Annotated in this window: 23 protein-coding genes and 1 pseudogene; 9 read left to right on the forward strand and 15 right to left on the reverse strand. The window is 71.4% G+C overall.

What is annotated here, in order from left to right; genetic code table 11:
* Positions 1 to 13: 13 nt before the first annotated feature.
* Positions 14 to 751, reverse strand: a complete 738-nt coding sequence (locus tag CLV67_RS41230; RefSeq protein WP_239166977.1) for a GntR family transcriptional regulator — start codon at positions 749 to 751, stop codon at positions 14 to 16.
* A gap of 217 nt (positions 752 to 968) precedes the next feature.
* Here CLV67_RS41230 and CLV67_RS41235 point away from each other — a divergent pair, with 217 nt between their 5' ends.
* Both CLV67_RS41235 and CLV67_RS41240 read left to right on the forward strand, forming a co-directional pair.
* Positions 969 to 1,604 carry a TetR/AcrR family transcriptional regulator gene (locus CLV67_RS41235; RefSeq protein ID WP_106328668.1) on the forward strand — a complete coding sequence of 212 codons (636 nt, stop codon included), beginning with the start codon at positions 969 to 971 and terminating at the stop codon, positions 1,602 to 1,604.
* Entirely contained in the window at positions 1,601 to 2,038 is a 438-nt protein-coding gene (locus CLV67_RS41240) for an acyl-CoA thioesterase (RefSeq protein WP_106328670.1), read from the forward strand. The genes CLV67_RS41235 and CLV67_RS41240 overlap by 4 nt, the downstream gene beginning before the upstream one ends.
* Before the next feature lie 356 nt (positions 2,039 to 2,394).
* Here the strand turns inward: CLV67_RS41240 and CLV67_RS41245 are convergent, their stop codons facing one another.
* Genes CLV67_RS41245 through CLV67_RS41255 form a run of 3 tightly spaced genes read right to left on the reverse strand, consistent with a single transcriptional unit; the run spans position 2,395 to position 5,746 of the window.
* Positions 2,395 to 3,240, reverse strand: coding sequence for a geranyl diphosphate 2-C-methyltransferase (locus CLV67_RS41245; protein ID WP_106328672.1), 846 nt, complete (start codon positions 3,238 to 3,240; stop codon positions 2,395 to 2,397).
* Positions 3,237 to 4,313, reverse strand: a complete 1,077-nt coding sequence (locus CLV67_RS41250; RefSeq protein ID WP_106328673.1) for a family 2 encapsulin nanocompartment cargo protein terpene cyclase — start codon at positions 4,311 to 4,313, stop codon at positions 3,237 to 3,239. Before CLV67_RS41250 ends, CLV67_RS41245 begins: the two co-directional genes overlap by 4 nt.
* Positions 4,313 to 5,746 carry a family 2B encapsulin nanocompartment shell protein gene (locus CLV67_RS41255; RefSeq protein WP_106328675.1) on the reverse strand — a complete coding sequence of 478 codons (1,434 nt, stop codon included), beginning with the start codon at positions 5,744 to 5,746 and terminating at the stop codon, positions 4,313 to 4,315. The genes CLV67_RS41250 and CLV67_RS41255 overlap by 1 nt, the downstream gene beginning before the upstream one ends.
* A gap of 173 nt (positions 5,747 to 5,919) precedes the next feature.
* On the opposite strand from CLV67_RS41255, the gene CLV67_RS41260 reads away from it, so the two are divergent.
* A complete protein-coding gene (locus CLV67_RS41260) occupies positions 5,920 to 6,531 on the forward strand; it encodes a VOC family protein (protein WP_106328677.1) in 612 nt (203 codons plus the stop codon).
* Positions 6,532 to 6,591: 60 nt separating this feature from the next.
* Here the strand turns inward: CLV67_RS41260 and CLV67_RS41265 are convergent, their stop codons facing one another.
* Complete coding sequence (locus CLV67_RS41265; RefSeq protein WP_106328679.1) at positions 6,592 to 7,038, reverse strand: hypothetical protein; 447 nt, start codon at positions 7,036 to 7,038, stop codon at positions 6,592 to 6,594.
* Between the two features lie 118 nt (positions 7,039 to 7,156).
* On the opposite strand from CLV67_RS41265, the gene CLV67_RS41270 reads away from it, so the two are divergent.
* Positions 7,157 to 9,850: a helix-turn-helix transcriptional regulator gene (locus CLV67_RS41270; RefSeq protein WP_106328681.1), complete on the forward strand. Its 2,694-nt coding sequence runs from the start codon at positions 7,157 to 7,159 to the stop codon at positions 9,848 to 9,850.
* Here CLV67_RS41270 and CLV67_RS41275 read toward each other — a convergent pair.
* Positions 9,839 to 10,630: an alpha/beta fold hydrolase gene (locus CLV67_RS41275; protein ID WP_106328683.1), complete on the reverse strand. Its 792-nt coding sequence runs from the start codon at positions 10,628 to 10,630 to the stop codon at positions 9,839 to 9,841. The two genes, CLV67_RS41270 and CLV67_RS41275, sit on opposite strands and share 12 nt — an antisense overlap.
* A 54-nt stretch (positions 10,631 to 10,684) precedes the next feature.
* Between CLV67_RS41275 and CLV67_RS41280 the strand changes: the two genes are divergently transcribed.
* The 3 genes from CLV67_RS41280 (at position 10,685) to CLV67_RS41290 (ending at position 13,734) form a co-directional block, all read left to right on the forward strand.
* Entirely contained in the window at positions 10,685 to 11,002 is a 318-nt protein-coding gene (locus CLV67_RS41280) for a hypothetical protein (RefSeq protein ID WP_106328685.1), read from the forward strand.
* A 37-nt stretch (positions 11,003 to 11,039) separates the two neighbouring features.
* Entirely contained in the window at positions 11,040 to 13,295 is a 2,256-nt protein-coding gene (locus tag CLV67_RS41285) for a putative bifunctional diguanylate cyclase/phosphodiesterase (RefSeq protein WP_106328687.1), read from the forward strand.
* A 97-nt stretch (positions 13,296 to 13,392) separates the two neighbouring features.
* Positions 13,393 to 13,734, forward strand: a complete 342-nt coding sequence (locus CLV67_RS41290; RefSeq protein WP_106328689.1) for an STAS domain-containing protein — start codon at positions 13,393 to 13,395, stop codon at positions 13,732 to 13,734.
* On the opposite strand, the gene CLV67_RS41295 is transcribed toward CLV67_RS41290, so the two are convergent.
* The 6 genes and pseudogenes from CLV67_RS41295 to CLV67_RS52915 form a co-directional block, all read right to left on the reverse strand.
* Positions 13,731 to 14,510 carry a GAF and ANTAR domain-containing protein gene (locus tag CLV67_RS41295; protein ID WP_203737896.1) on the reverse strand — a complete coding sequence of 260 codons (780 nt, stop codon included), beginning with the start codon at positions 14,508 to 14,510 and terminating at the stop codon, positions 13,731 to 13,733. The two genes, CLV67_RS41290 and CLV67_RS41295, sit on opposite strands and share 4 nt — an antisense overlap.
* A 55-nt stretch (positions 14,511 to 14,565) precedes the next feature.
* Positions 14,566 to 15,126, reverse strand: coding sequence for a hypothetical protein (locus tag CLV67_RS41300; RefSeq protein ID WP_146169504.1), 561 nt, complete (start codon positions 15,124 to 15,126; stop codon positions 14,566 to 14,568).
* 355 nt (positions 15,127 to 15,481) lie between these two features.
* Positions 15,482 to 16,468: a permease prefix domain 1-containing protein gene (locus CLV67_RS41305; RefSeq protein ID WP_106328695.1), complete on the reverse strand. Its 987-nt coding sequence runs from the start codon at positions 16,466 to 16,468 to the stop codon at positions 15,482 to 15,484.
* A 154-nt stretch (positions 16,469 to 16,622) separates the two neighbouring features.
* Positions 16,623 to 16,875: pseudogene (locus CLV67_RS41310) on the reverse strand (PadR family transcriptional regulator); the annotation flags it as partial.
* Between the two features lie 847 nt (positions 16,876 to 17,722).
* Positions 17,723 to 17,983, reverse strand: a complete 261-nt coding sequence (locus tag CLV67_RS51420) for a hypothetical protein (RefSeq protein ID WP_146169505.1) — start codon at positions 17,981 to 17,983, stop codon at positions 17,723 to 17,725.
* 123 nt (positions 17,984 to 18,106) lie between these two features.
* A complete protein-coding gene (locus CLV67_RS52915; RefSeq protein ID WP_203737722.1) occupies positions 18,107 to 18,700 on the reverse strand; it encodes a restriction endonuclease in 594 nt (197 codons plus the stop codon).
* A gap of 154 nt (positions 18,701 to 18,854) precedes the next feature.
* Between CLV67_RS52915 and CLV67_RS41320 the strand changes: the two genes are divergently transcribed.
* Complete coding sequence (locus tag CLV67_RS41320; protein WP_106328697.1) at positions 18,855 to 19,319, forward strand: Asp23/Gls24 family envelope stress response protein; 465 nt, start codon at positions 18,855 to 18,857, stop codon at positions 19,317 to 19,319.
* 77 nt (positions 19,320 to 19,396) lie between these two features.
* On the forward strand, positions 19,397 to 19,987 hold the full coding sequence (locus CLV67_RS41325; protein WP_106328875.1) for a hypothetical protein: 591 nt from the start codon (positions 19,397 to 19,399) through the stop codon (positions 19,985 to 19,987).
* Here CLV67_RS41325 and CLV67_RS41330 read toward each other — a convergent pair.
* The 3 genes from CLV67_RS41330 to CLV67_RS41335 all read right to left on the reverse strand — a co-directional run bounded on the left by CLV67_RS41330 (position 19,962) and on the right by CLV67_RS41335 (position 21,015).
* Positions 19,962 to 20,174: a PfkB family carbohydrate kinase gene (locus tag CLV67_RS41330; RefSeq protein WP_203737724.1), complete on the reverse strand. Its 213-nt coding sequence runs from the start codon at positions 20,172 to 20,174 to the stop codon at positions 19,962 to 19,964. The two genes, CLV67_RS41325 and CLV67_RS41330, sit on opposite strands and share 26 nt — an antisense overlap.
* A gap of 67 nt (positions 20,175 to 20,241) precedes the next feature.
* Positions 20,242 to 20,415, reverse strand: coding sequence for a hypothetical protein (locus CLV67_RS52340; protein WP_170154207.1), 174 nt, complete (start codon positions 20,413 to 20,415; stop codon positions 20,242 to 20,244).
* Positions 20,416 to 20,517: 102 nt separating this feature from the next.
* Positions 20,518 to 21,015, reverse strand: a complete 498-nt coding sequence (locus CLV67_RS41335; protein ID WP_106328701.1) for an RDD family protein — start codon at positions 21,013 to 21,015, stop codon at positions 20,518 to 20,520.
* Positions 21,016 to 21,024 lie beyond the last annotated feature (9 nt).

Below are 21,024 nucleotides of genomic sequence, written 5' to 3' on the forward strand. Positions count from 1 at the left end.
GCTGTGTGGGGAATCAGAAACGGTGCAGGCGGCTGAGCAGGGTCAGCCGGTCGCCGCGGAACCGGATCCACTCCAGGTCGACTGGGCGGCCGTCGGCGAGATGGGTGAGCCGGTCGACCATGAGCAGGGCGGCCCGGTCGGCGACACCGAGCAGGTCGGCGCTGTGCGAGTCGGCGTTGACGGCCTCGATGCTGATGTCGGCGTGGCCCAGGCTCTGCCCGGTCAGCTCCTCGATCAGCACGAAGACGTCCCGCCCGGCCAGGTCCTCGGCGAGCAGCGGGACGCCGATGTCCTGCGGCAGGTAGGTGAGGTCGAGCGAGACCGGCGTGCCGTCGAGGCTGCGGACCCGCTCCAGGTAGACGACCTGTTCGCCGTCCGGAACCCGGAGCCGGCGCGCCACCACGGCCGGCGGGTCGACGAGCCCGACGGTGCGGACCCGGTTGGTGATGCTGCCCTGGTGGTGCAGCGTCTCGGCCAGTCCGGCGAGCCGGTCGAGGCCGTGGGCGTACTTGGCCGAGCACACCAGCGTGCCGACGCCCGGGAGCCGTTCGACCAGCCCTTCGGCGGCGAGCAGGCCGAGGGCCTCGCGGACGGTGTTGCGGGAGGCGGCGAAGTCGTGGCAGAGCTGCGACTCGGCGGGCAGCGTCCCGGCCGGGAACGCGCCGGAGAGCACCTGGTGACGCAGCACGTCAGCGACCTGCCGGGCCCGGTCGGCCCGGCGCCTGCGCGGTTCTGTCATCTGCGTCCTCACCGCCTCACCTCCCTCGGCGCTTAACCTATTTACTTCATAGGAGATGGGGGAAGTGATGGGCGGCTGCGCCACCTGCGCCGGACTCCGTGTGCCTGTTGAGCTGCGTCTCCTTTTCCTGAACCGGTAGTTGCGCCGGGGAAGAGTCCCACATGCTGGATCGGACGGTGTGACCCGACTTATATTTACGAACGGTCGGTCGTTTTGTAGGTTGGCTGTCATGACGCAGGACGGCAGACTCATCCGCGGGGAGCGGACCCGCAGCGCGGTGCTGGAGCAGGCGCTCCTGCTCGCCACCGTGTCCGGCCTCGACGGGCTGTCGCTCAGCCAGGTCGCCGACGCGCTCGGCGTCAGCAAGTCCGGCCTGTTCGCGCACTGGCGCTCCAAGGAGGCCCTGCAGCTCGCCGTCATCGACCAGGCCCGCGTCCAGTGGACCGACCGGGTGATCCGCCCCGCGCTGAGCGCCCCCGCCGGAGTCCGGCGGCTCTGGGCGGTGCACGAGCGGCGGATCGCGTTCTACGAGGCGAAGGTGCTGCCCGGTGGCTGTTTCTTCGCCAATGCCCACTTCGAGTTCAACGCCCGCCCCGGCACCGTCCGCGACCGTCTGGCCGCCGAGCAGACCGACTGGATGACGTTCCTGACGGGCCTGGCCACCGACGCCGTCACCCTCGGCGACCTGCGCGACGACACCGACCCGGCGGCGCTGGCCTACCAGACCGAGGCCCTCGGCGTCTGCGCCGTCATGCAGGCACCCGTCCTGGGTGCCGACACCACGTACCGCCAGGCACGCCGCGCCCTGCTCGGCCACCTGCGCGCCATCAGCACCGACCCGACGATCCTTCCGGAGCTCTCATGACCACCGCGACCATCTCCTACGGCGTCGTCGAGCACACCCCCGTGCACTTCGACGACCTCGACGCCATGGGCATCCTGCACAACTCGCGGTACGCCGTACTCGTCGAGCGGGCCGTCACCAAGTGGTGGACCGAGCGGGGCGTCTCCTTCACCGGAGGCCGGCCGACCACGCCGGACGCGTTCAACGTGGTCCGCGAGTACGCGATCACCTTCCACCAGCCGGTGACCGGCGTGGGCGACATCGCCATCCACTTCTGGCTCGACAAACTGGGCAACACCAGTGCGGCGTACGGCTTCCGCGTGACCTCCCTCGACGGCGCGGTCGTCTACGCCGAGGGCCGCCGCGTCAACGTCCGCCTCGACGCCGCCACCATGCGCCCGGCCCCGTGGACCGACCACGCCCGAGAGATCGCCACCCCACTGGTCCGCGCCTGATCTGATCCATCAGCCGGGCGGTCAGCGTCTGCGGGTGTTCCGATGCGACGAGACCTGGGTCGCGATGAACAGCGCGGTCCCGCCACCGAGCACGGTCACCCAGAAGGTGATCGCGGAGGCCGGTCCGCCGAACGTGACGATGGCCGCCGCACAGATCGCGACGTGGGCGAGGATCTCCAGGGCGGCCGTCGTCCGGCGACGCTGTCGGGGCGGCGGGTCGAAGGTGCCGTTCGCGGCCTTCCAGCAGGTCGGTGGCCGGGCTCCCCGGCGTGGTATCTCGGACCGGATTCGGCCGCGCGCCGGAGGAGAGGTGATGAGCCGGGCGTGGCGGCGGCACCGCGCCCGGCCGTGGAGGGTCAGATGCGGTCGGCGGCGATCAGCAGGTAGTGGAAGCTGCCCTCCTGGTAGGCGGTCAGGAACGCCTCCTCGATGCCCGTTGCGACGTCGGACTTCGCGCGCAGCTGCCAGTACGGGATGGTCGCCTCGGTCAGGTCGACCACGTTGATCGGGACCAGACCGTTGGCGGCCAGGGCCTTGAAGTACTGGCTGCGCGGGTGGATGTCGCACGTGTAGTGCTCGTTGATCTTGCTGACGGCCTTGGAACGCAGGCCGGTCACGTCGTTGGCGCAGCCCGTGATGCAGACGTAGCGGCCGCCGAACTTGAGCAGGCGGGCGAACTCCGTGTAGAGGTCGAACAGGTCCACGTACATGGTGGTCTCGTTCGTCCAGATGGCCTGGCGGGTACCGGCCGGCAGCTGGGTCTCGAGCATGTTGCGGAAGTGGAAGCGGACCCGGGCGTTGATCCCGCGGCGGGCGGCCTGCTCGTTGGCGAAGCCGACCTGGTACTCGGAGATCGAGACGCCGTCGACCTCGCAGCCGAACCGCTGGTGGGCCATGATGCTGGTGCCGCCGCGGCCGGAACCGCCGTCCAGGATCATGTCGTCGGCGGTGATCGGGCCCAGGTGGTCCAGCAGCAGGTCGGCCTGGGCACTCTCCAGGCGGTGCAACTCGGCGATGATCCGCTGCTCACGGGTCTCGACCGGGCCGTCCAGCACCGCGGGGTCGTACGGGCCGACGCCATAGTGGTGGTGGTAGAGGTCGTCGACCTCGCCGAGGCGCAGGTTCACCGGGTCGTCCTGGTTGGTGTTCCAGTACGCGGCTACCGACTTCTCGAAGCTCGTACGCAGGATGGTGCTGGTCATGATCGGCTCCCGTTCTTGTTGTATCGGCCGGTGGTGGCGTGCCAGCGGCGGCTGCCGCCGAGCCAGGCCCAGGTGTCGGCGAGGAAGCGCCGCATGTTCGGCGATCCGGTCGCGCTGAGCTGGGCGGCCAGCCCCACGAAGGTGTGCATGAGCTCGTTGTGGATCTCGACGGTCCGGGCGACGGCCTGCTTCTTCGGCAGGCCCTCGTTGAGTTCGAGCACGCGCGGCAGGTTGAAGTCGTTCTCCGACTCGCGTGAACCCGAGTGCAGGTCGTTGACGAGCACCGCCGCGTTGCCGGCGGTGGTGAAGGCGCGGCGCACGTCCGGGTGGTAGAACTCGTGCGGCGACAGCTCGTAGCCGGCCAGCACGTCGATCAGGATCATCGGCGGCAGGTAGCTGTTGAGATGCCGCTGGACGAGGTACTCCCAGACCGGCGGGGTGCGCTTGTTGACGTGCCAGTCCGCCTCCTGCGTCCACGCCAGGAAGAGGATCGCCATCTGGTGCTGGAAGCGGCCCATCTGGGCCGAGGTGGCGTAGCGGGCCAGGTGCTCCATGGCGGTGCGGAACGCCTCCGAGATCGGCTCCAGCCGGTGGTACCCGGCCATGTCGGTGGCGTAGCGCGGGACCAGCTGCGCCGGGTCGACGATCGACAGCAGCCTGGCCATCCGGGAGCCGACCACCGCCGGGTCGGCGCCGAGCTCCACCTCGTCGACGTAGTAGTCGTCGGCGGCCCACTCGGCGACCAGGCATTTCGTGGCCATGAGCAGGCGGTCCGGGTCGTTGACGGCGGGGTGGGCGAGCATCATGTATCGGCCGAAGCCGTACGACCTCAGCTTGTCCAGGTTGCCGTCGTAGATACCTACACTTCTCGCCCAATCGACGAGCATGTCGTCGACGAGGTCTCCCAGGGCCGGGTCGTCCCTGATCGCGTCGGGGCAGAACAACTGGTCGTCCCGGGGCGGCGCGACCAGGGGTCCGGCGAAGGCGCGCATCGCGGACATGCCGAGCGGTGGCGGCAGGAGGCGGGCGAGGTCCGGAGGCGGTGAGCCCGAGATGTCGGAGATTACGGACATCAGTGGGACAGCTCGACGTGGTCGAGGATGCCGAGCGCGTCCGGCACCAGCACCGCCGCCGAATAGTAGGCGCTCACCAGGTACGACATGATCGCCTGCTCGCTGATCCCCATGAACCGTGCGTTGAGTCCCGGCTGGTACTCGTCCGGCAGCCCGGTCTGGTGCAGGCCGACCACACCCTGGTCCGCCTCCCCGGTCCGCATCGCCAGGATCGACGTGGTGTGGGTGTGGCTGATCGGGATCTTGCCGGACGGCAGGATCGGCACACCGCGCCAGGACGGGACCGTGTGGCCGTCCATCTCCACCGGCGGCGGGTAGATGCCCCGCTTGCTGCACTCGCGCCCGAACGCGGCGATCGCCTGCGGGTGCGCCAGGAAGAACTTCGTGCTGCGCCGCATCGACAGCAGCTCGTCGAGGTCGTCCGGGGTCGGCGGGCCGCTGCGGGTGTGGATGCGCTGCCGCAGGTCGGCGTTGTGCAGCAGGCCGAACTCGCGGTTGTTGACCAGTTCGTACTCCTGGCGCTCGCGCAGTGCCTCGACGGTCAGGCGCAGCTGCTGCTCCAGCTGGTTCATCGGCTCGTTGTAGAGATCCGCGACACGGGTGTGGATGCGCAGGACCGTCTGGGCGACGCTCAGCTCGTACTCGCGGGGGTTGGTCTCGTAGTCGACATAGGTCCCGGCCAGCGTGGGCTCGCCGGTGTGGCCGGCGGCGACCGCGATCTCGGCCTCACCGTGCTTGTTCTGCGGGCGGCGGCTGTTGGCCCGGAACCCCTCGACGTGATCGCGCAGCATCTCGCTGCGAGCGATCAGCTCGGCGAACGCGGAGCGGGGCAGCGCCAGGATGGTGACGGCGGTCATCGCCTTGGCGGTGTACCCCCAGATCGGCTCGTCCTCGACGAGCACCCGCTCGCCGAACTTCTCGCCGTCGGCCAGCACGCCGATGCTGAGCGGGTCGCCGTAGGTGCCGACGCCGACCTTGTCCACCTTGCCGTGCGCGATCAGGTACAGGTTGTCGGCGACCGAGCCGAACTCGACGATCACCTGACCGGGCTGGTACTCCTGCTGGACGAACCGGTCGGCGATGGCGCTCAGCAGCTCCTCGTCGTCGATGCCGCCGAGGACCGCGATCTCGCGCAGCTCCGTCGGGACCACCTGGACCACTGCGCCGGTGTTGGTGAAGGTGAGCCGGCCGTCCCCGAGCCGGTAGGTCATCCGCCGGTTCACCCGGTAGGTGCCGCCGGCCACCTCGACCCAGGGCAGCTTCCGCAGCAGCCACCGGGAGGAGATCTCCTGCATCTGCGGGACGGACTTGGTGGTGTGGGTCAGGTTCCGTGCGGCAGTGGTGCTGAGACTCTGCCGATACTTCTGGTCCTGTTCCTCACGGGTTTCCGCCGGTTTCACTGAACTGGTCACGGTGGTTACGCCCCGTTTCATCCGGAATAAGGCTTACGTCTAGCCCGTTTTATCCCAGCTCAGAGGCCTTTTTCCAGTGTTTGCCGATACCGGTGAGCCGCCCGGGGCCGGACCAGGGATTCACCCTGGGGCGACCCGGGGGTCCGCCGAGCGAGAGTCGTTGCTGTCACCGAAACGCTGTGAGGAGCAAGACGATGGTGGACTTCAAGATCGAGGTCGTGGTGCTGCCGGTCTCGGACGTGGACCGGTCCCGCGAGTTCTACAAGAACATCGGCTTCCGCGAGGACGTCGACTTCTCCGGCCCCGGCGGCTTCCGGGTCGTGCACCTCACCCCGCCCGGATCGGCCGCGTCGATCATCATCGGCTCGGGTGTCACCGACGCCGGGCCCGGCACGTCCAAGGGCGTCCACATCGTCGTGGACGACATCCTCGCCGCCCACGAGCACCTGACCGCCCACGGGGTCGAGGTGAGCGAGGTCTTCCACGACACGGGCGGCGTCTTCCACCATGCGGGAACCGCTGCCCGGGCCGGTGGCCCGCACCCCGACCGGCAGTCCTACGGCTCGTTCCTGTCCTTCACCGACCCGGACGGCAACGAGTTCTTCCTGCAGGAGGTCACCCAGCGCGGCCCGGGCCGGATCAGCCACGTCGTCTACGGCTCGGTCGCCGAGGTCGAGCAGGCCCTCCGCGACGCCGCGACCGCCCACGGCGAGTACGAGGCCGGCGAGCTCGGCGGACGCCACGACGAGAACTGGCCCGCCTGGTACGCCGCCCACATGGCCCGGGCCGCCGGCCTCGGCTCCTGAACCCCTCCGATCCGGCCCGTGCCCCACGTCACCGCGCGTGGGGCACGGGCCGTTGGTGCGTCACGCGTGCGTACGCTCCTCGACCGCCCTGATGGTCCGGTCGAGGGCCTTGCCCAGGAACGGCTTCGCGACCGTGCCCAGCAGGAAGCCGACCACCCTGCCCTTGAGGTTCCGGCCGTCCCGGACCACCACCGCGTCGAGGATCGTGGTGCCGTCCGGCCGGCGGGTCAGGGTGTAGGTGTGCCCCGACGCGCCACCCCACACGTTGGAGTCGGTCGTCGTCATCACGATCCGGTCCGGGTCCGACCAGTCGTAGCTGAGCCGCTCCCAGACACCGCCGCCGCCCTCGGTCACGTCCGCGTACGTCGGACCCAGCTCGTGCACCCGCAGCGCCTCGTCCGCGCTGTTGCCGAAGATCTTCGACCGGCCCGGGCCGAAATCGGTGATCGCGGCGAGGAACTGCTCGGGGGTCACCCTCATGGTTTTGTGGAAGCGAATCGTCGACATGAGGAGAGCCTCGCCGCCGGACGGACCGCGTCGAACCCGGGTATGACCCTGGCGGACACCCGGGCCCGGTAGTGTGCCGACGCCGGGGACCGGCACCGGGCGAAGGGGGCAGCGGGCTGTGGAACTGCGAGGACGCCACCGCGAGCGTGACACCCTCGACCGGCTGCTGCGCGACGTACGCGCCGGTCACAGCCGTGTTCTCGTGGTCCGCGGCGAGGCCGGCGTCGGCAAGTCCGCGCTGCTGGACTACCTGACCGGGCACGCGCCGGCCGGCCGGGTGCTGCGCTCCGCGGGCGTCGAACCGGAGACCGAGCTGGCCTACTCTGCGCTGCAGCAGCTCTGCGCGCCCCTGCTGGAGCACCTCGGCAAGCTGCCCGAGCCGCAGCGCGAGGCGCTGTCGACCGCGTTCGGCCTGAGCAGCGGCCGCCCGCCGGAGGGACTGATCGTCGGTCTCGCGGTGCTCGGCCTGCTCGCCGAGGCCGCCGCCGGGCAGCCGCTGATCTGCGTGGTCGACGACGCCCAGTGGCTGGACCGGATGTCCGAGGTCATCCTCACCTTCGTGGCCCGGAGGCTGGACTCCGAGTCGGTGGCCCTGATCTTCGGGGTCCGCGGCGCTCAGCTCGCGGGCCTGCCCGAGCTGGTGGTGGAGGGCCTGCCGGAGGCCGAGGCCCGGCTGCTGCTCGACTCGGTGCTGCCCGGCCTGGTCGACGCCCATGTCCGCGACCGGATCATCGCCGAGACCCGCGGCAACCCGCTGGCCCTGCTCGAACTGCCCCGCGATCTGTCCCCGGCCGAACTGGCCTTCGGGTACGGCGGCCAGCGAGCCGCCCAGGACGGCAGCGTCGCCGATCGGGTGGAGGCGACCTTCCAGCGCCGCGTCGAGGCCCTGCCCGCCGACTCCCGCCGCCTGCTGCTGGCCGCCGCCGTCGAACCGGTCGGCGACGTGCCGCTGCTCTGGCGCGCGGCCGCCCGGCTGGAGATCGGCCCGGCGGCGGCCGCGCCCCTGGAGACGGCCGGCCTCGTCGAACTCGGTGCGCGGGTCCGGTTCCGGCACCCGCTCGTCCGGTCGGCCGTCTGGCGCTCGGCCGCGGCCGGCGACCTGCGGGCCGTCCACCACGCGCTCGCCGAGGTCACCGACGGCGACCGCGACCCGGACCGGCGCGCCTGGCACCGCGCGCACGCCGCGATCGGCCCCGACGAGGACGTCGCCGCGGAACTGGAACGCTCCGCCGGCCGCGCCCTGGCCCGGGGCGGACGGGCCGCGGCCGCCTCGTTCCTGGAACGGGCCGCCGAACTCACCCTCGACCCGGAGGCCCGCGCCGCCCGTACCCTGGCCGCCGCCCGCGCCCGATTCGCCTCCGGTGCCGTCGCCGCCGTGCCGGAGCTGCTCGCCGCCGCCGAACTCGGCCCGTACGACCCGGTGCGCCAGGCCGGGATCGAGCGCCTCCGGGCGCGGGTGGCGTTCACCGTCAACGCCGGCCGGTCGGCCGTGAACCCGCTGCTCGAGGCGGCCGGGAAGCTGGCCGTCCTGGACCCTGCCGCGTCCCGGGCCACCTACCTTTCGGCGCTCGGCGCGGCCGCGAACGCCGGCCGGTTCGCGCCCGGCGACCTACGCCGGGCCGCCGAGGCCGCCCGGAACGTGCCGCCCGGCGACGAGCCGGCCGGACGCCTGCTGGCCGCCTTCACGGCGTGGAGCCTGGACGGGCACGCGGCCGCCGCGCCGCTGTTCACCCGGGCGCTGGCCTCGGTCAGCGCGGAGAGCGACCTGGACCTGCAGTGGATGGCAGGGATGGCCGAGCACGAGGTCTTCGACGACGCCGGGTTCCTGTCACGCACCGAGCGGACGGTGACGGTCGCCCGCCGCGAGGGGCTGCTCGCGTTGCTGCCCAGTGCGCTCACGTTCCGGGCCACGGCGCTGCTCTACGCGGGCCGGTTCGCCGACGCGTCCGACCTGCTCGACGAGGCGGAGGCGCTGGCGTACGCGACCGGCCCGTCCCCGCATCCGGCGACCGCCGCGATCCTGGCCGCCCACCGGGGCCGCTCCGGTCCGGCGCTGGAACGAATCGAGTCGCTGCGCTCGGAGGCCGAGGAGGGTGGGGTGGGCTGGCTGCTCGGGGTGGCCGGATACGCGCGGGCGGTGCTGCACAACGGGCTCGGCGACTACCCGGCCGCGCTGGCGGCGGCCCGGGAGGCCACCGGGCACGAGGACCTGGCCGTGTTCCGGTGGGGTCTCGGTGAGCTCGTCGAGGCGGCTGCCCGTACCCACGAAATGGATCTTGCCGAAGAGGCCCGGGACCGCCTCGCCGCGCGTGCCGCCGTCGTCGAAGGCGGATGGGCTCGCGGCACGCGGGCCCTGGCGGACGCGCTCGCCGGACCCGCCGGCCGGGCGGAGGAGCACTACCGGGAGGCGATCGAGCAGCTCGCGACCACCCGGCTGGACCTGCAGACCGCGCGGGCGCGGCTGCTGTACGGCGAGTGGCTGCGGCGCGAGAACCGGCGGGCCGACGCGCGGCTCCAGCTGCGCCCGGCATACGACGCGTTCGCGGCGATGGGTGCCGAGGGCTTCGCCGAACGGGCCGGGCGTGAGTTGCTGGCCACCGGGGAGACTGTCCGGAAAAGATCAACGGGGGTACGGGCGGAGCTCACCTCTCAGGAGTCGCAGATCGCCAGGCTGGCCGCCGCGGGACGGACGAACCCGGAGATCGGGGCGGTCCTGTTCCTCAGCCCGCGCACGGTCGAGTGGCACCTCCGCAAGGTCTTCACCAAGCTCGGCGTCACCTCCCGCCGCGAACTGGCCAATTCAGGCTCCTAGGAAGTCCTCGACGAGCTTGACGAACTGTTCGGGCTGCTCCACCCACGGCCGGTGACCGGATTCGGTCATGACTTCAAGATGGGCGTACGGGTGAGCGCCCGCCACCAGCCGCGCCGGCGCCGTGCCGATCATCCCGTCCGAGGCCCCGGCCAGCACCAGCGCCGGCGCGAGCACCGGCCCCGGCGTGGCCGTACCCGCATAGAACGCCTCCCGGAACCACGGCAGCGCGTTGGCGTGCCCCGGCACGTACTCGCGCCGCCGCGCGGGCGTCCACCGGTGCCAGTGGAACGGCGCCATCCGTGCCGCCGCGAACGGCCCCGTCGCGTCCGCGGCCTGCGGATACCAGGGCTCGGCGGCACGGGCGGCCCGGATCGCGGCCACCTCGGCCCGGTCGATGTCCCGCCCCGCCCGCCCGATCGGCGTCACCAGCACAAGGCGCCGCACCCGGCCGGGACGCCGCACCGCGTACTCCTGGGCGGTCAGCGATCCCGCCGAGTGCGCCAGGATGTCCACCCGGTCCAGCCCCAGATGCTCCCGCAGCGCGTCCAGGTCGTCGGCCTGCGCCGTGAACGAGACCGTCGACCGGTCCTCGGGAACCTCCGAACGGCCACCGGCCCGGGCATCGGCCAGGACCAGCCCGCGAACCGCCGACAGGCCGCCCAGATCGCCGAGGTAGCGCACGTCCATGCCGGGTCCGCCGGGCAGCACCAGGAGCGGCGGTCCGTCCCCGGCCACCTCATACCACAGGCGCAGACCGTCGGCGGCGGAGTAGTACGGCATCCGGCGATCCTGCCACGACGATTGGAACGCACGGTCTCGGGCAATCTTGACAGGGTGAACTGGCTCGAATTCGCTCTGCTCCACGTCGACGAGGCCTGCACCGTCCAGGTGGCGGCGCCCGGCCGGAGCCCGGTGCCCGTCGGCCCCTGCGTCATCGCCCGGCGCCCGGACGGCGCCACCGTGCTCTGTCCTCCGGACACCGTAGCCCCGCCGGGTACGCGGATCACCCTGCCCGCCGGCGAGACCGTCGAGGTGGTCGCCACGGTGCATCTGGCCGCTCTCGGCACCCGGCTGCCCGAGCACCAGCAGCTCGACGTGGCCGGCCGCGGTCCGGCTCGTCAGCCCTGCCGGGCGACCGGGAGACGCTGGTAACACTCAAGATCCCCCTCCGGGGTCCGATAGTTGGGACGTGCGGCCCGCATCCCTGTTCTCGGAGATGACACGGCGTGAGCGAGCGGCGTGGTGGGGCCTCGGCGTCCTGCTGCTGCTCCACGTGGTCGTCGTCACGTACGGGAACGGCTTCTCCGGCGGCGCCGCCGCGGGCCTCGTGCAGAACGCCCTGCACTTCGCGCCCGGCCTGCTCGTGGCGGTGCACGCCCGCCGTACCGGCCCCGCCTGGCCCTTCCTCGCCGCGGGCCTGCTCGCCTACGCCACCGGGAACCTGTACTGGTGGCTGTTCGTCCGGGAACTGGACCCGGAGCCCCTGGTGACCCCGGCCGACCCGCTGTGGCTGGCCTTCTACCCGTGTTTCGGGACCGCCCTGGTACTGCTGCTGCGGCGCCGGCTGCCCCGGGTCAGCGGCACGGCCTGGATGGACGGGGTGATCGCCGCCGCCGCGGTGTCGTCGCTGACCTCGGTGCCGATCCTGGCCGCGGTCGAACCCGCCCCGCACTCGACGATGCTCGGCGTCGTCGTGAACGCCGCCTACCCGCTCGCCGACATCGCCGTCACCGGCTGCCTGCTCGGCGCTTGGGCGCTGTGCGGCTGGCGGGCCGACCGGGTGCTCGGACTGCTGATCGCCGGGATGGGTCTGTTCGCCACCGCCGACGCGGTCAGCATGGTGCTGCTGTGGCAGGGCGCGGACGTACCCCCCTGGGTCGATCTGATGTGGATCTTGGGGTTGATCGTGCTGGCACTGGCCGCCCGGCAGCCGGACGGGCGGATCCGGGCGAGCCGGCCCAGCGTGCTGCTGAGCACCGTGGTCCCGTCCGTCCTGGCCGTGTTCTGCCTCGGTCTGCTGCTGTACGCGGCGCTGACCGACCACACCGTGGACGCGGTCAGCAGTGTGCTCGCCGGGACCGCGATCGCCGCCGGCATCATCCGGATGCTGGCCAGCGTCCGCACCGCTGAGGCCCTCGGTGCCGCCCGCCGCCTGGCCCGCACCGACGAGCTGACCGGGCTGGCCAACCGGCGGTTCTTCGTCGAACGTCTCGACTCCGAACTCGACCGGCCCGGCCCCGAGCTGGCCGTCGCCTACGTCGACCTCGACCGGTTCAAGGAGGTCAACGACAGCTTCGGCCACGACGTCGGTGACAACCTGCTGCGCCTGGTCGGCGCCCGGATGCGCGAGTCGCTCGGCGGTGACGTGCTGCTGGCCCGCCTGGGCGGTGACGAGTTCGGGCTGATCATGCCGGGCACCGGCCGGGAGCGGGCCGCCGAGATCGTCGACGGGGTGCTGCGCACGCTGCGCGAGCCGTTCGTACTGCCGGAGGTGGACCTGCACGTCGACGCCAGTGTCGGCATCGCCCTCTGCCCCGACGACGGCGCCGACCGTTCCACGCTGCTGCGCCGGGCCGACGTCGCCATGTACGCCGCCAAGTCCGGGCACGGCGGCGGCCCGGTCTTCGCCACCGGCCTCGACGACCACGCCCGGGCCCGGCTCACCATGCTCGAGGAGTTGCGGACCGGCCTGGAACGCGGCGAACTGGTGCTGCACTACCAGCCGAAGGTGACCGTCGACGCGGACGCCCGGGTGACCGGCGTCGAGGCGCTGGTCCGCTGGCAGCACCCCACCCGCGGGCTGGTCTATCCGGACGCGTTCCTCTACACGGCGGAGAGCGCCGACCTGATGGGCCGGATCACCGCCGTCGTGCTCGACCTCGCCTGCCGGCAGAGCCGCGCCTGGCTCGACGCCGGCCTCTCGGTGCCGGTGGCGGTCAACCTGTCCGTCTCCGACCTGCGCGACCCGGCGTTCCCCGAGCAGGTCGGCGAGCTGCTGCGCCGGTACGGCCTGCCGATCACCGCCCTCGAACTCGAGGTCACCGAGAGCGTCCTGATGACCGACGCCGACGAGGCGCTCGCCCAGCTGGGACGACTCGGCGAGATGGGTATCCGGCTCGCCGTCGACGACTACGGCACCGGCTACTCCAGCCTCAGCTACCTGCGGGTGCTGCCGGTCGACGACCTCAAACTGGACCGGACGTTCGTCAGCCGCTGCGTCTCCGATCCGCGCAGCGCCGCGATCGTGCACAGCACCGTGCAACTCGCGCACTCCCTCGGTATGCACATCGTCGCCGAGGGCGTGGAGGACGCCGACATCTTCGAGCGGCTGCGCGGCTTCGGGTGCGACCTGGCCCAGGGGTACGGCATCGCCCGCCCGCAGAGCGCCGACCGGATCACGGCCTGGCTCCTGGGAAGGGAAATCACCCAGAAGACGGCGGCATGATGTCCGCGCGCTGGCCCACAGGGGTAGCGTGGAGCCTGCGGCGTCGGCGACTTTCAGAAGTGAGGGGACACGGACGCCGGCAACAGGGAGCGATCCGATGAACCCTGACCCCTTCATCTCACGCCTCCGCATCGCCGTCCAGCCGCCCAACCTGGTGCTTTCCGGCGAACTCGACGGCGTCGAGAGCGCCCGTCTGCTCCAAGCGGTCATTTCGGTGATGCACGCCGACCCCGGCTGTCCGATCGGCGTCGACGCCACCGATGTCACGTTCCTCGACTCCGGCGGTCTGCGGGCCCTGCTCATCTGCCGTGACCACGCGGCGGATGCCGGCAGCGGCTTCGCCGTCGTGGCCGCGGGCCCCATCGTGGATCAGGTGCTGGAGATCACCGGCCTGCGGGACATCCTCGGGCCGCCCCGCGCCGGAGCAGCGGCGGCCTAGTTCTGCGCCGGGCCCGGCAGCTCGCCGGTCTCGGCCAGGTCCCGGGCCACTTCCGCGAGCTTCCGGTTCGTGTCCTGGCTGGACTGCACCAGCATCCGGAAGGCCTCGTCCGCGGACAGCTTGTGCCGCTCCATGAGGATGCCCTTGGCCTGGCCGATCAGGTCACGGGCGGCCAGCGCCAGGTCGAGTTCCAGCTCGGTCCGGGCGCCGGCCATCGCGACCGCCGCGTGTGTCGCCAGCAGCAGGCCCACCTGTTCCGACACGTCGTCGAACGCGTACGGCAGCGGGGAGTACAGATTGAGCGCGCCCAGGTTGCCGTCCCGGATGTAGAGCTGGAACGACAGCATGCTGGCGATGCCGAGGTCTCGCGCCGCCCTCGTGAACGCCGGCCAACGGGTCTCGGCCGCCATGTCCGACAGCCGGACGGTCCGCTGCTCCCACACCGAGTCCAGGCAGGGACCCTCGCCCGACTCGTACTGCGCCCGGTCGATCGTGTGCACCACGTCGCTGGTCGCGACCCGGGTGATGATCCGCCGCTGCCGCTCGATCGTCGACAGTCCGGCGTACCGGGCTCCCGGCACCGTCAGGGCCGCGGCGCCGACGATGCCCAGCAGGGTCTGTTCCAGGCCTGCCTCGGCCCACAGCGATCGGGCCATCAGGCCCAGCCGCTCCGCCAGCAGATTCTCCGGGACCTGCCCCGCGAACTGCCCGGACGGCTGCCCGCGCTTGTCCGGACGGTCACCGGGCCGTACCATCTCGCCTCCCCACAACGTCACCTGCCACCATAGCGACGCGCCCCCGGCATCTGCCGGGGGCGCGTCGTCACTCGTTTCAGGCGGCCGCTCGGGCGACCTTACGGACCTGCTCGTCGATCAGGTGGGCGGCGAACCTGACCACCTCGGCCTCCCGCCCCTCCGGGCTGAAGTCCTTGCCCGGCTTGACGTCGGCGACCCAGCGCTCGGACCGCTCCACCAGGCGCAGCAGGTCGGTCACCGCGCCCGGATGCTTGCGGCACAGCTCGACGGCCATCCGCATGCGGCGCTCCGGGACACCCTTCACGTACTCCGGCAGGCCGGCCTTCCACGCGAGCGGGTGAACCAGATAGCCGGCGGGCAGGTTGCCCGCACCGCCCATCGGCGCCAGGATCTGCAACGGATCGAGCTTCAGCGGCGGCGCCTTCACCCCGGTCCAGGCGAGCCCGGCGAGCGCCAGCACGATCATCACGAAGATCGCCAGAATCGGGTTGCCGGTGCCGATCGACAGGACGATGCCGAAGGCGACCAGCACGAGCCCGCCACCGGTCAGCGTCCCGGTGTTCCCGGTGGTGTCGCATGCGTCACGCCGGGCCTCGTCGATGTACTTCTGGATCACGCTGTCCAGCATGGGGTTCACCGGTCTCCATCGGTCACCCCGAACTGGAACAGCGTGTTCGGTCAACTGGGTCATGGGGGATTTCGAGTCCTTCCCGCTCGTCCGTGTGCGGGTTCCCGGCCGTCCGTGGCCGAGCCCTCTCCGGTCGTGCCGCGAGAATCGGCATCCCCCACTCCCACTTGAGGCTTCTCCTCAGGCAGCCCCCCGGGCGGTCGGGACGGTGCTTCCCAGGCGGCCCCTCCGGGTGGTCGGGACGGTGCTTCCCAGGCGGCCCCCCGGGTGGTCGGGACGGTGCTTCCCAGGCGGCCCCCCGGGTGGTCGGGACGGTGCTTCTCAGGCGGCCCTCCGGGTGGTCGGGACGGTGCTTCCCAGGCGGTCAGGACAGCGGCGCGGTGAACTCCCGGCCGGTGCCCGGAACGGGGGTCGCCAGCCCGCGGCGGGCCCGCTCGGCGCGCACCGCCACCTCGGCGATGTCGTAGATCGCCCCGGCCACCGCGATGGTGATGGTGATGCCGGTCAGCCACCGCAGCGGATCCTGGGTGCCCCAGTCCACGCCGGCGATCCACTCCGGGTTGAAGAACTGCTCGGTCGCGGCCAGCCACACCACCGGAGCGGTGAACAGCACGGCCAGGAGCGCGTTCACCGCGGTCACCGTGTGGGACCAGGCGCCACGCCGGAAGACCCAGACCCCATAGAGACCTTCGAGGATCAGGACCACGATGAGGTACGGCCACCAGAACGACCAGTTGGCCGGGTCCAGCACGGGCTCCTCGGTGAACGCGAATTGCTGCAGCACCAGCGCCGCGATCATCAGAACCGGCCACAGCACGGTCGCCCACAGCTGCGCCGGGGTCAGGAACCCGGGCTCGTAACGCGGCAGATCATCCGGCGTCCACGCCCGTCGCCGCAGATCCGCCTTCTCCACACCGGCCCGATCCAGCAGCGCGAACGTCAGCGTCACCCAGAACACCATGTGCGCGCCGACGGTGAGGGTCGTGCCGACCACCGTGCCGATCACGTCGCCGAACGTGGCGTCCTGCAGCACCCGGATCACCACCGCGATCGTCACCACCGCCGGCAGCACGATCGACAGCAGCGTGGTGAGCAGACGCTTCCACAGCGGGTAGAAGATCGGGCCGATCAGGTACTGCGGCCGGCCCGCATAGCCGTCGGCCAGCCGGTCCGGGTCGCCCAGCTCCAGCAGGGCCGCCTCGACGGCGGCCTCCCTGGCCTCGCCCCCGCCGACCCGGGCGTCGACCGCGTCGTCGATGGAGGTGCGCAGCTCGCGCTCGATGTCGGTGCGCTGCTGCTCGGGAACCCGGCGCAGCACGGTGAAGACGTAACGGTCGATGAGGGTGGTCATCACTCGCTCCCTGAAGAGGTGCCGCCGGGGGTGTGGTCACGGGTGCCGTCGGCCGCGTCGCCGCCGGGCCCGCTGTCGGGGGTGTCGAGGTCGCCGATCGCCTTGTCCAGCCGCATCCACTCGCCGCGCAGAGCCGCCGCGATGGCGTCGCCCTGCTCGGTGGTGCGGTAGAACTTGCGCGGCCGTGCCTCGTCGGTGTTCCACGAACTGGTCAGCAGTCCCTGTGACTCCAGGCGTCGCAGCAGCGGGTAGAGCGTGTTCGCCTCCACCTCGAACCCGGCCGCGCTCAGCGTCTCGAGCAGCGAATATCCATACCCCGGCTCGCGGAGCACGGTGAGACTCGCAACGACGACCGTGCCACGCCGCAGCTCCTGCAGATGCCCGGAGAGCGTCGCATCCATTGTCATGCCAGAAACTATACTGTGTCTCACACACCATTGCAACACACGCAGCATTGTCTCTGCCGCTGGCCGACCGCCGGCCCGTCTCTCCGCCCTGGAATGCCGGTGCTAGACACCTTTTACGGCCAGGGTCTGAGGCTGGTGGGGATAGCCCTTCCCAGGCCGCGCGATCGTCCAGCCGTGCCCGGCGAACCTTCCCGGGCTCTTGATCGCCCAGCCCTGGGCGGCAAACCCCTTCTCCAGGCCGCCTGGATCGCCCAGCCGTGCCTGGCGAACCCTTCCTCGGGCCGCCTGATCGCCCAGCCGTGCCCGGCGAACCTTCCCGGGCTCTTGATCGCCCAGCCCTGGGCGGCAAACCCCTTCTCCAGGCCGCCTGGATCGCCCAGCCGTGCCTGGCGAACCCTTCCTCGGGCCGCCTGATCGCCCAGCCGTGCCCGGCGAACCTTCCCGGGCTCTTGATCGCCCAGCCCTGGGCGGCAACCCCTTCTCCAGGCCGCCTGGATCGCCCAGCCATGCCCGGCGAACCCTTCCCCGGGCTGTTGATCGCCCAGCCGTGCCTGGCGAACCCTTCCTCGGGCTGTTGATCGTCCAGCCGTGCCTGGCGAACCCTTCCCCAGGCCGCTTGATCGCCCAGCCGTGCCCGGCGAACCCTTCACCGGGCCGGAGGCAGCGATATCCCGGAGCCCGGCTCCGAAAACAGCCGTAGTTGATCGTCCAGCACCGGGTCGCGGCGGTAACCGACCCCGCGATTCCGGAGCCCACGACGGTGACGCCAGGCCGTCAGCCGGCCGAGCGCCATCACGGCTCAGACGGATGCGGCTGACGGGCCGGCAACCCCGACTGCGAAAGCTCCCTAGCCCTGGAGTCCCGGTGCTGTTTTATGGCTACGGCTACGGCAGTTCGTCACGAGCGGGCCGGGGGTTGTTCGAAGGCCGAGGAAAGCCACCTGTCGATGTTTGATCGACCAGCCCCAACTCGTGCACACTTCCCCGGCCCCGGAAGCAGCCATCGGGCACAGCCGGCCTTCAAAACCGGCCACGATGATCATCCAGCTCAGCGATGCTGCGGTCATCGAAGCGCCTGACGTGTCCATCTCTTCGATCCGCCCCTTCATGGAGCCGAGCCTTTCGCCGGGCTCGGCGACGGGCCGCGCGCGGTGAAGGATCGGAGTCCTGCAGCCCGTAGCGCAAGCTCGGCTAGCCACTGCGGACCCTGATCGAGGAGGGTGTCCGGCAAGTCATGGCAGGGGTGGGACGCCGGTGGCGGCCCAGCGGGCAAGGGCGGCCCGGTCGACGAGGGTGATACGGCAGCGGCGGGCGACGTCGCGTGCCTGGCGGGTGGGGTGGCCGGTGGTGACGAGCAGGGCGATGTCGGCGCCGTGGATGTCGCGGGCGGTGCCGGCGAACCGCTGGACGTGCGGACTGCCGAGCGGACCCGTGTAGCGCTTGCACTGGACGACCACCCGGCGGCCGTCGGGGGCCTTGCCGGTCACGTCGGCGCCCATGTCCCCGGCCCCGCCGGACACGCGGACGGCACGGCAGCCGCTGGAGCGCATCAGCCTGGCGACGAAGTGTTCGAACTCGGTGCCGGTCATCGCGTCGGTGAGCGCGATGTCGCGCTCGTGTTCGGCCAGCCGTCGGCCGGCCTCCGAGCGCAGGTAGAACCAGGCGCCGCCGGCCGACAGCACGGTCGCGGCGGCCGCGGCGGCGATCCAGGGGTGCTCCCGGACCGCCTGGACGAGCAGCGAGAGGGCCAGGAAACCGCCGCCCAGGGCGGCCAGCGCGGCGGGCGGGCTGACCCGGCGCCGTCGTCGTCGTCTTCGTCTCGCCACCGTCGAGCTCCTCTCGCCGTGTCGTCGTACGCACACGCAATGTAGGCGGAGGGTGCGACAGAAAATCGCGGCACGAAGTCGTGACCGGGCCGAGAGAGTTTCACTAGTAGGCTCGCTCCTGTTCTGGTTCGGGGCTGGGGTTAAAGGGACGGATATGAGTGACGAGGCCGAGTTCCACGCGGACCGCACGCAGGAGTTCTACGTGTCGGCTGTGGTCCCGGCCGTGCCGCCCAAGCACGGTGGTGCCGAGGTGATCGAGGTCGCGGCGTACCGCGGCGAGACCAAGTTCGAGAACGAGGTCGTCGAGAAGATCGCCTCCAAGGCGGCGCGTTCGGTTCCGGGTGTGGTCGAGCTCGGTGGCGACGTGGCCCGGTTCTTCAACTCGGTTCTGGACAGGATCGGCCTGGACAAGGTCGGCGACGCCACCCGGGGTGTGTGGGCCACGGTGGACGGGACCGATGTGGAGATCAAAGTGATTCTGGTCATCTCCGCCGGTGAGGTGGTGGCCGACGTCACTGCCAAGGTTCGCACCGCGGTGATCGAGGCGGTCGAGCACTACGGGCTGCACGTCAGTGACTGCACGGTCAAGGTCGACGACATCCGGTTGCCGGAGCACTGACTTTCCGGTACGCCCGGAAACGCCGCCGCGCGACCGGTAACGTGCGGTTCGTCGACGGCGTTTCACCGGGGGGAATGATGATCACCGTGCCGGCGGGGAGCAGCCTCACGCTGCGGTGCCCGGGTACGCAGGCCATCGTCCTCGTCTCGCTCGCCGAGGTGCGGGCGCCGTTCCTCGCCGAGCTGCCGCCGATCCCGGTGCTGAGCCTGGACGGTCCGGGCGTGCGCCGGATCGGGGTCCTCGAGCTGGTCACCGCCACCGGGGTGACCTGGGTCGAGGCGGAGCTGCGCAACGATCAGCTCAACGTGATCGGCGACGCACCCACCGATCTGGTGCAGCGGCGGGCTTCGGCGCGCCGCCCGGGCGTCTATCCGGCGACCGGCACCGCCCAGGTCGAGAACGTCGATGGCCGGCACCTGGTCGCGCTGACCGGGCGGGTCGAGGACATCTCCGCCGACGGTCTGCTGCTGAGGGCCACTGCCGAAGATCAACTGCCTTCTCTTCCGTACGGGATCGAACGCGCCCTTCTGCACGTCGCGATGCCGTGGGGTGAGCTGACCGCCGCCGTCGCGGCCGTCGACCAGCGGGCCGACCTGCTGCGCGGCACGTTCGAGTGGATCGATCCGGCCGACTCCGCCGAGCTCACGAAGTTCTGCGGGCCTCGCTGAGGTCGGGGCGTCCGCCCGGGTGACGGACGGCGACGCCGGACGCGGCGACCGCCCGCCGTGCGGCTGCCTCCGGGGTCTCGCCGTTCAGCAGGGCGGCGGTCAGCGCGGCGACGAAGGCGTCACCACCGCCGGTGGTGTCGACCACCTCGTCGCCGGTGAGCGGCAGGAGCGTGTGGCCCGTACTCACCGGGGGTCGTCCCAGGCGAACAGGTTGCCGTCCGGCGGGCCCAGCGCCACCAGGCCCGGCCCGGCCGTCAGCAGCGTGGACTCGGGAGGTCCTGCAGGTGGCGCCAGTGTGCGTGGCTGTCGAGGACCTCGACGATCAGGCCGGTCGCGACATCCGGGCGCCGGAGGACGTACGAGATGTCGATGCCGTCTCGGGCTGCCTGTTCGAGCAGCTCGGCGCCGCTGACCGGCGACCACCGCATCAGGAGTCACGGCCGAGGGCGTACCCGGGGAGATGGGGTGAAAACCGACGGCCCGGCCGGAGCCCTCGCGTGGAGGGCGCCGGCCGGGCCGTCACATCAAGATCAGCGCACGACGAGGGTCTTGACGATCTTGTCGGCGAAGGTCTGCTTCTTCGCGTCCCACAGCGGGAACAGCCAGCCGATGTAGCAGGCCAGGCTGTCGACGATGTGGGCCAGGTCACGGACGAACGCGTTGCCGGCACCGATCGGCTGGCCGGTGGCCTCGCTCACCAGGCGGATGCCCAGCGCCTTGCGGCCCCAGGTCTGACCGGTCTTGCCGGCCAGGAACCAGCGGTTGTAGCCGGACACCACGACGGCACCGAGGATGCCGATGTAGTAGAACGCGTTGATGGTCGGCAGGCCGGCGTCGTCGGTGCCCATGCCGAGGACCACCGCGATGATCACGAACGGAACCGTGATCAGGCCGTCGACCAGGTAGGCGCCGAAGCGGGTGCCCCAGCTGGCGTACGCGGCGGCGGGCTGGCCGTAGGGGGACTGGCCGTAGGGCTGCGGCGGAACCTGGCCCTGGTACGGGTCGTTGGCGGGCGGCGGGTAGCTCATTCTTGATCC

Origin of the sequence: Actinoplanes italicus (assembly GCF_003001815.1) — a bacterium.
In the GTDB taxonomy this organism is placed as follows: Bacteria; Actinomycetota; Actinomycetes; order Mycobacteriales; family Micromonosporaceae; genus Actinoplanes; species Actinoplanes italicus.

Excerpts from the sequence above, each read along its gene's own strand:
- CLV67_RS51420 (WP_146169505.1), bottom strand. The coding sequence starts at position 17,983 with ATGAAGGGGCGGATCGAAGAGATGGACACGTCAGGCGCTTCGATGACC.
- CLV67_RS41335 (WP_106328701.1), bottom strand. The coding sequence starts at position 21,015 with ATGAGCTACCCGCCGCCCGCCAACGACCCGTACCAGGGCCAGGTTCCG.
- CLV67_RS41265 (WP_106328679.1), bottom strand. The coding sequence starts at position 7,038 with ATGTCGACGATTCGCTTCCACAAAACCATGAGGGTGACCCCCGAGCAG.
- CLV67_RS41240 (WP_106328670.1), top strand. The coding sequence starts at position 1,601 with ATGACCACCGCGACCATCTCCTACGGCGTCGTCGAGCACACCCCCGTG.
- CLV67_RS41235 (WP_106328668.1), top strand. The coding sequence starts at position 969 with ATGACGCAGGACGGCAGACTCATCCGCGGGGAGCGGACCCGCAGCGCG.
- CLV67_RS41305 (WP_106328695.1), bottom strand. The coding sequence starts at position 16,468 with ATGACCACCCTCATCGACCGTTACGTCTTCACCGTGCTGCGCCGGGTT.
- CLV67_RS41250 (WP_106328673.1), bottom strand. The coding sequence starts at position 4,313 with ATGTCCGTAATCTCCGACATCTCGGGCTCACCGCCTCCGGACCTCGCC.
- CLV67_RS41255 (WP_106328675.1), bottom strand. The coding sequence starts at position 5,746 with ATGAAACGGGGCGTAACCACCGTGACCAGTTCAGTGAAACCGGCGGAA.
- CLV67_RS41275 (WP_106328683.1), bottom strand. The coding sequence starts at position 10,630 with ATGCCGTACTACTCCGCCGCCGACGGTCTGCGCCTGTGGTATGAGGTG.
- CLV67_RS52340 (WP_170154207.1), bottom strand. The coding sequence starts at position 20,415 with ATGCGGTGGTCGCCGGTCAGCGGCGCCGAGCTGCTCGAACAGGCAGCC.
- CLV67_RS41325 (WP_106328875.1), top strand. The coding sequence starts at position 19,397 with ATGATCACCGTGCCGGCGGGGAGCAGCCTCACGCTGCGGTGCCCGGGT.
- CLV67_RS41245 (WP_106328672.1), bottom strand. The coding sequence starts at position 3,240 with ATGACCAGCACCATCCTGCGTACGAGCTTCGAGAAGTCGGTAGCCGCG.
- CLV67_RS41320 (WP_106328697.1), top strand. The coding sequence starts at position 18,855 with ATGAGTGACGAGGCCGAGTTCCACGCGGACCGCACGCAGGAGTTCTAC.
- CLV67_RS41290 (WP_106328689.1), top strand. The coding sequence starts at position 13,393 with ATGAACCCTGACCCCTTCATCTCACGCCTCCGCATCGCCGTCCAGCCG.
- CLV67_RS41260 (WP_106328677.1), top strand. The coding sequence starts at position 5,920 with ATGGTGGACTTCAAGATCGAGGTCGTGGTGCTGCCGGTCTCGGACGTG.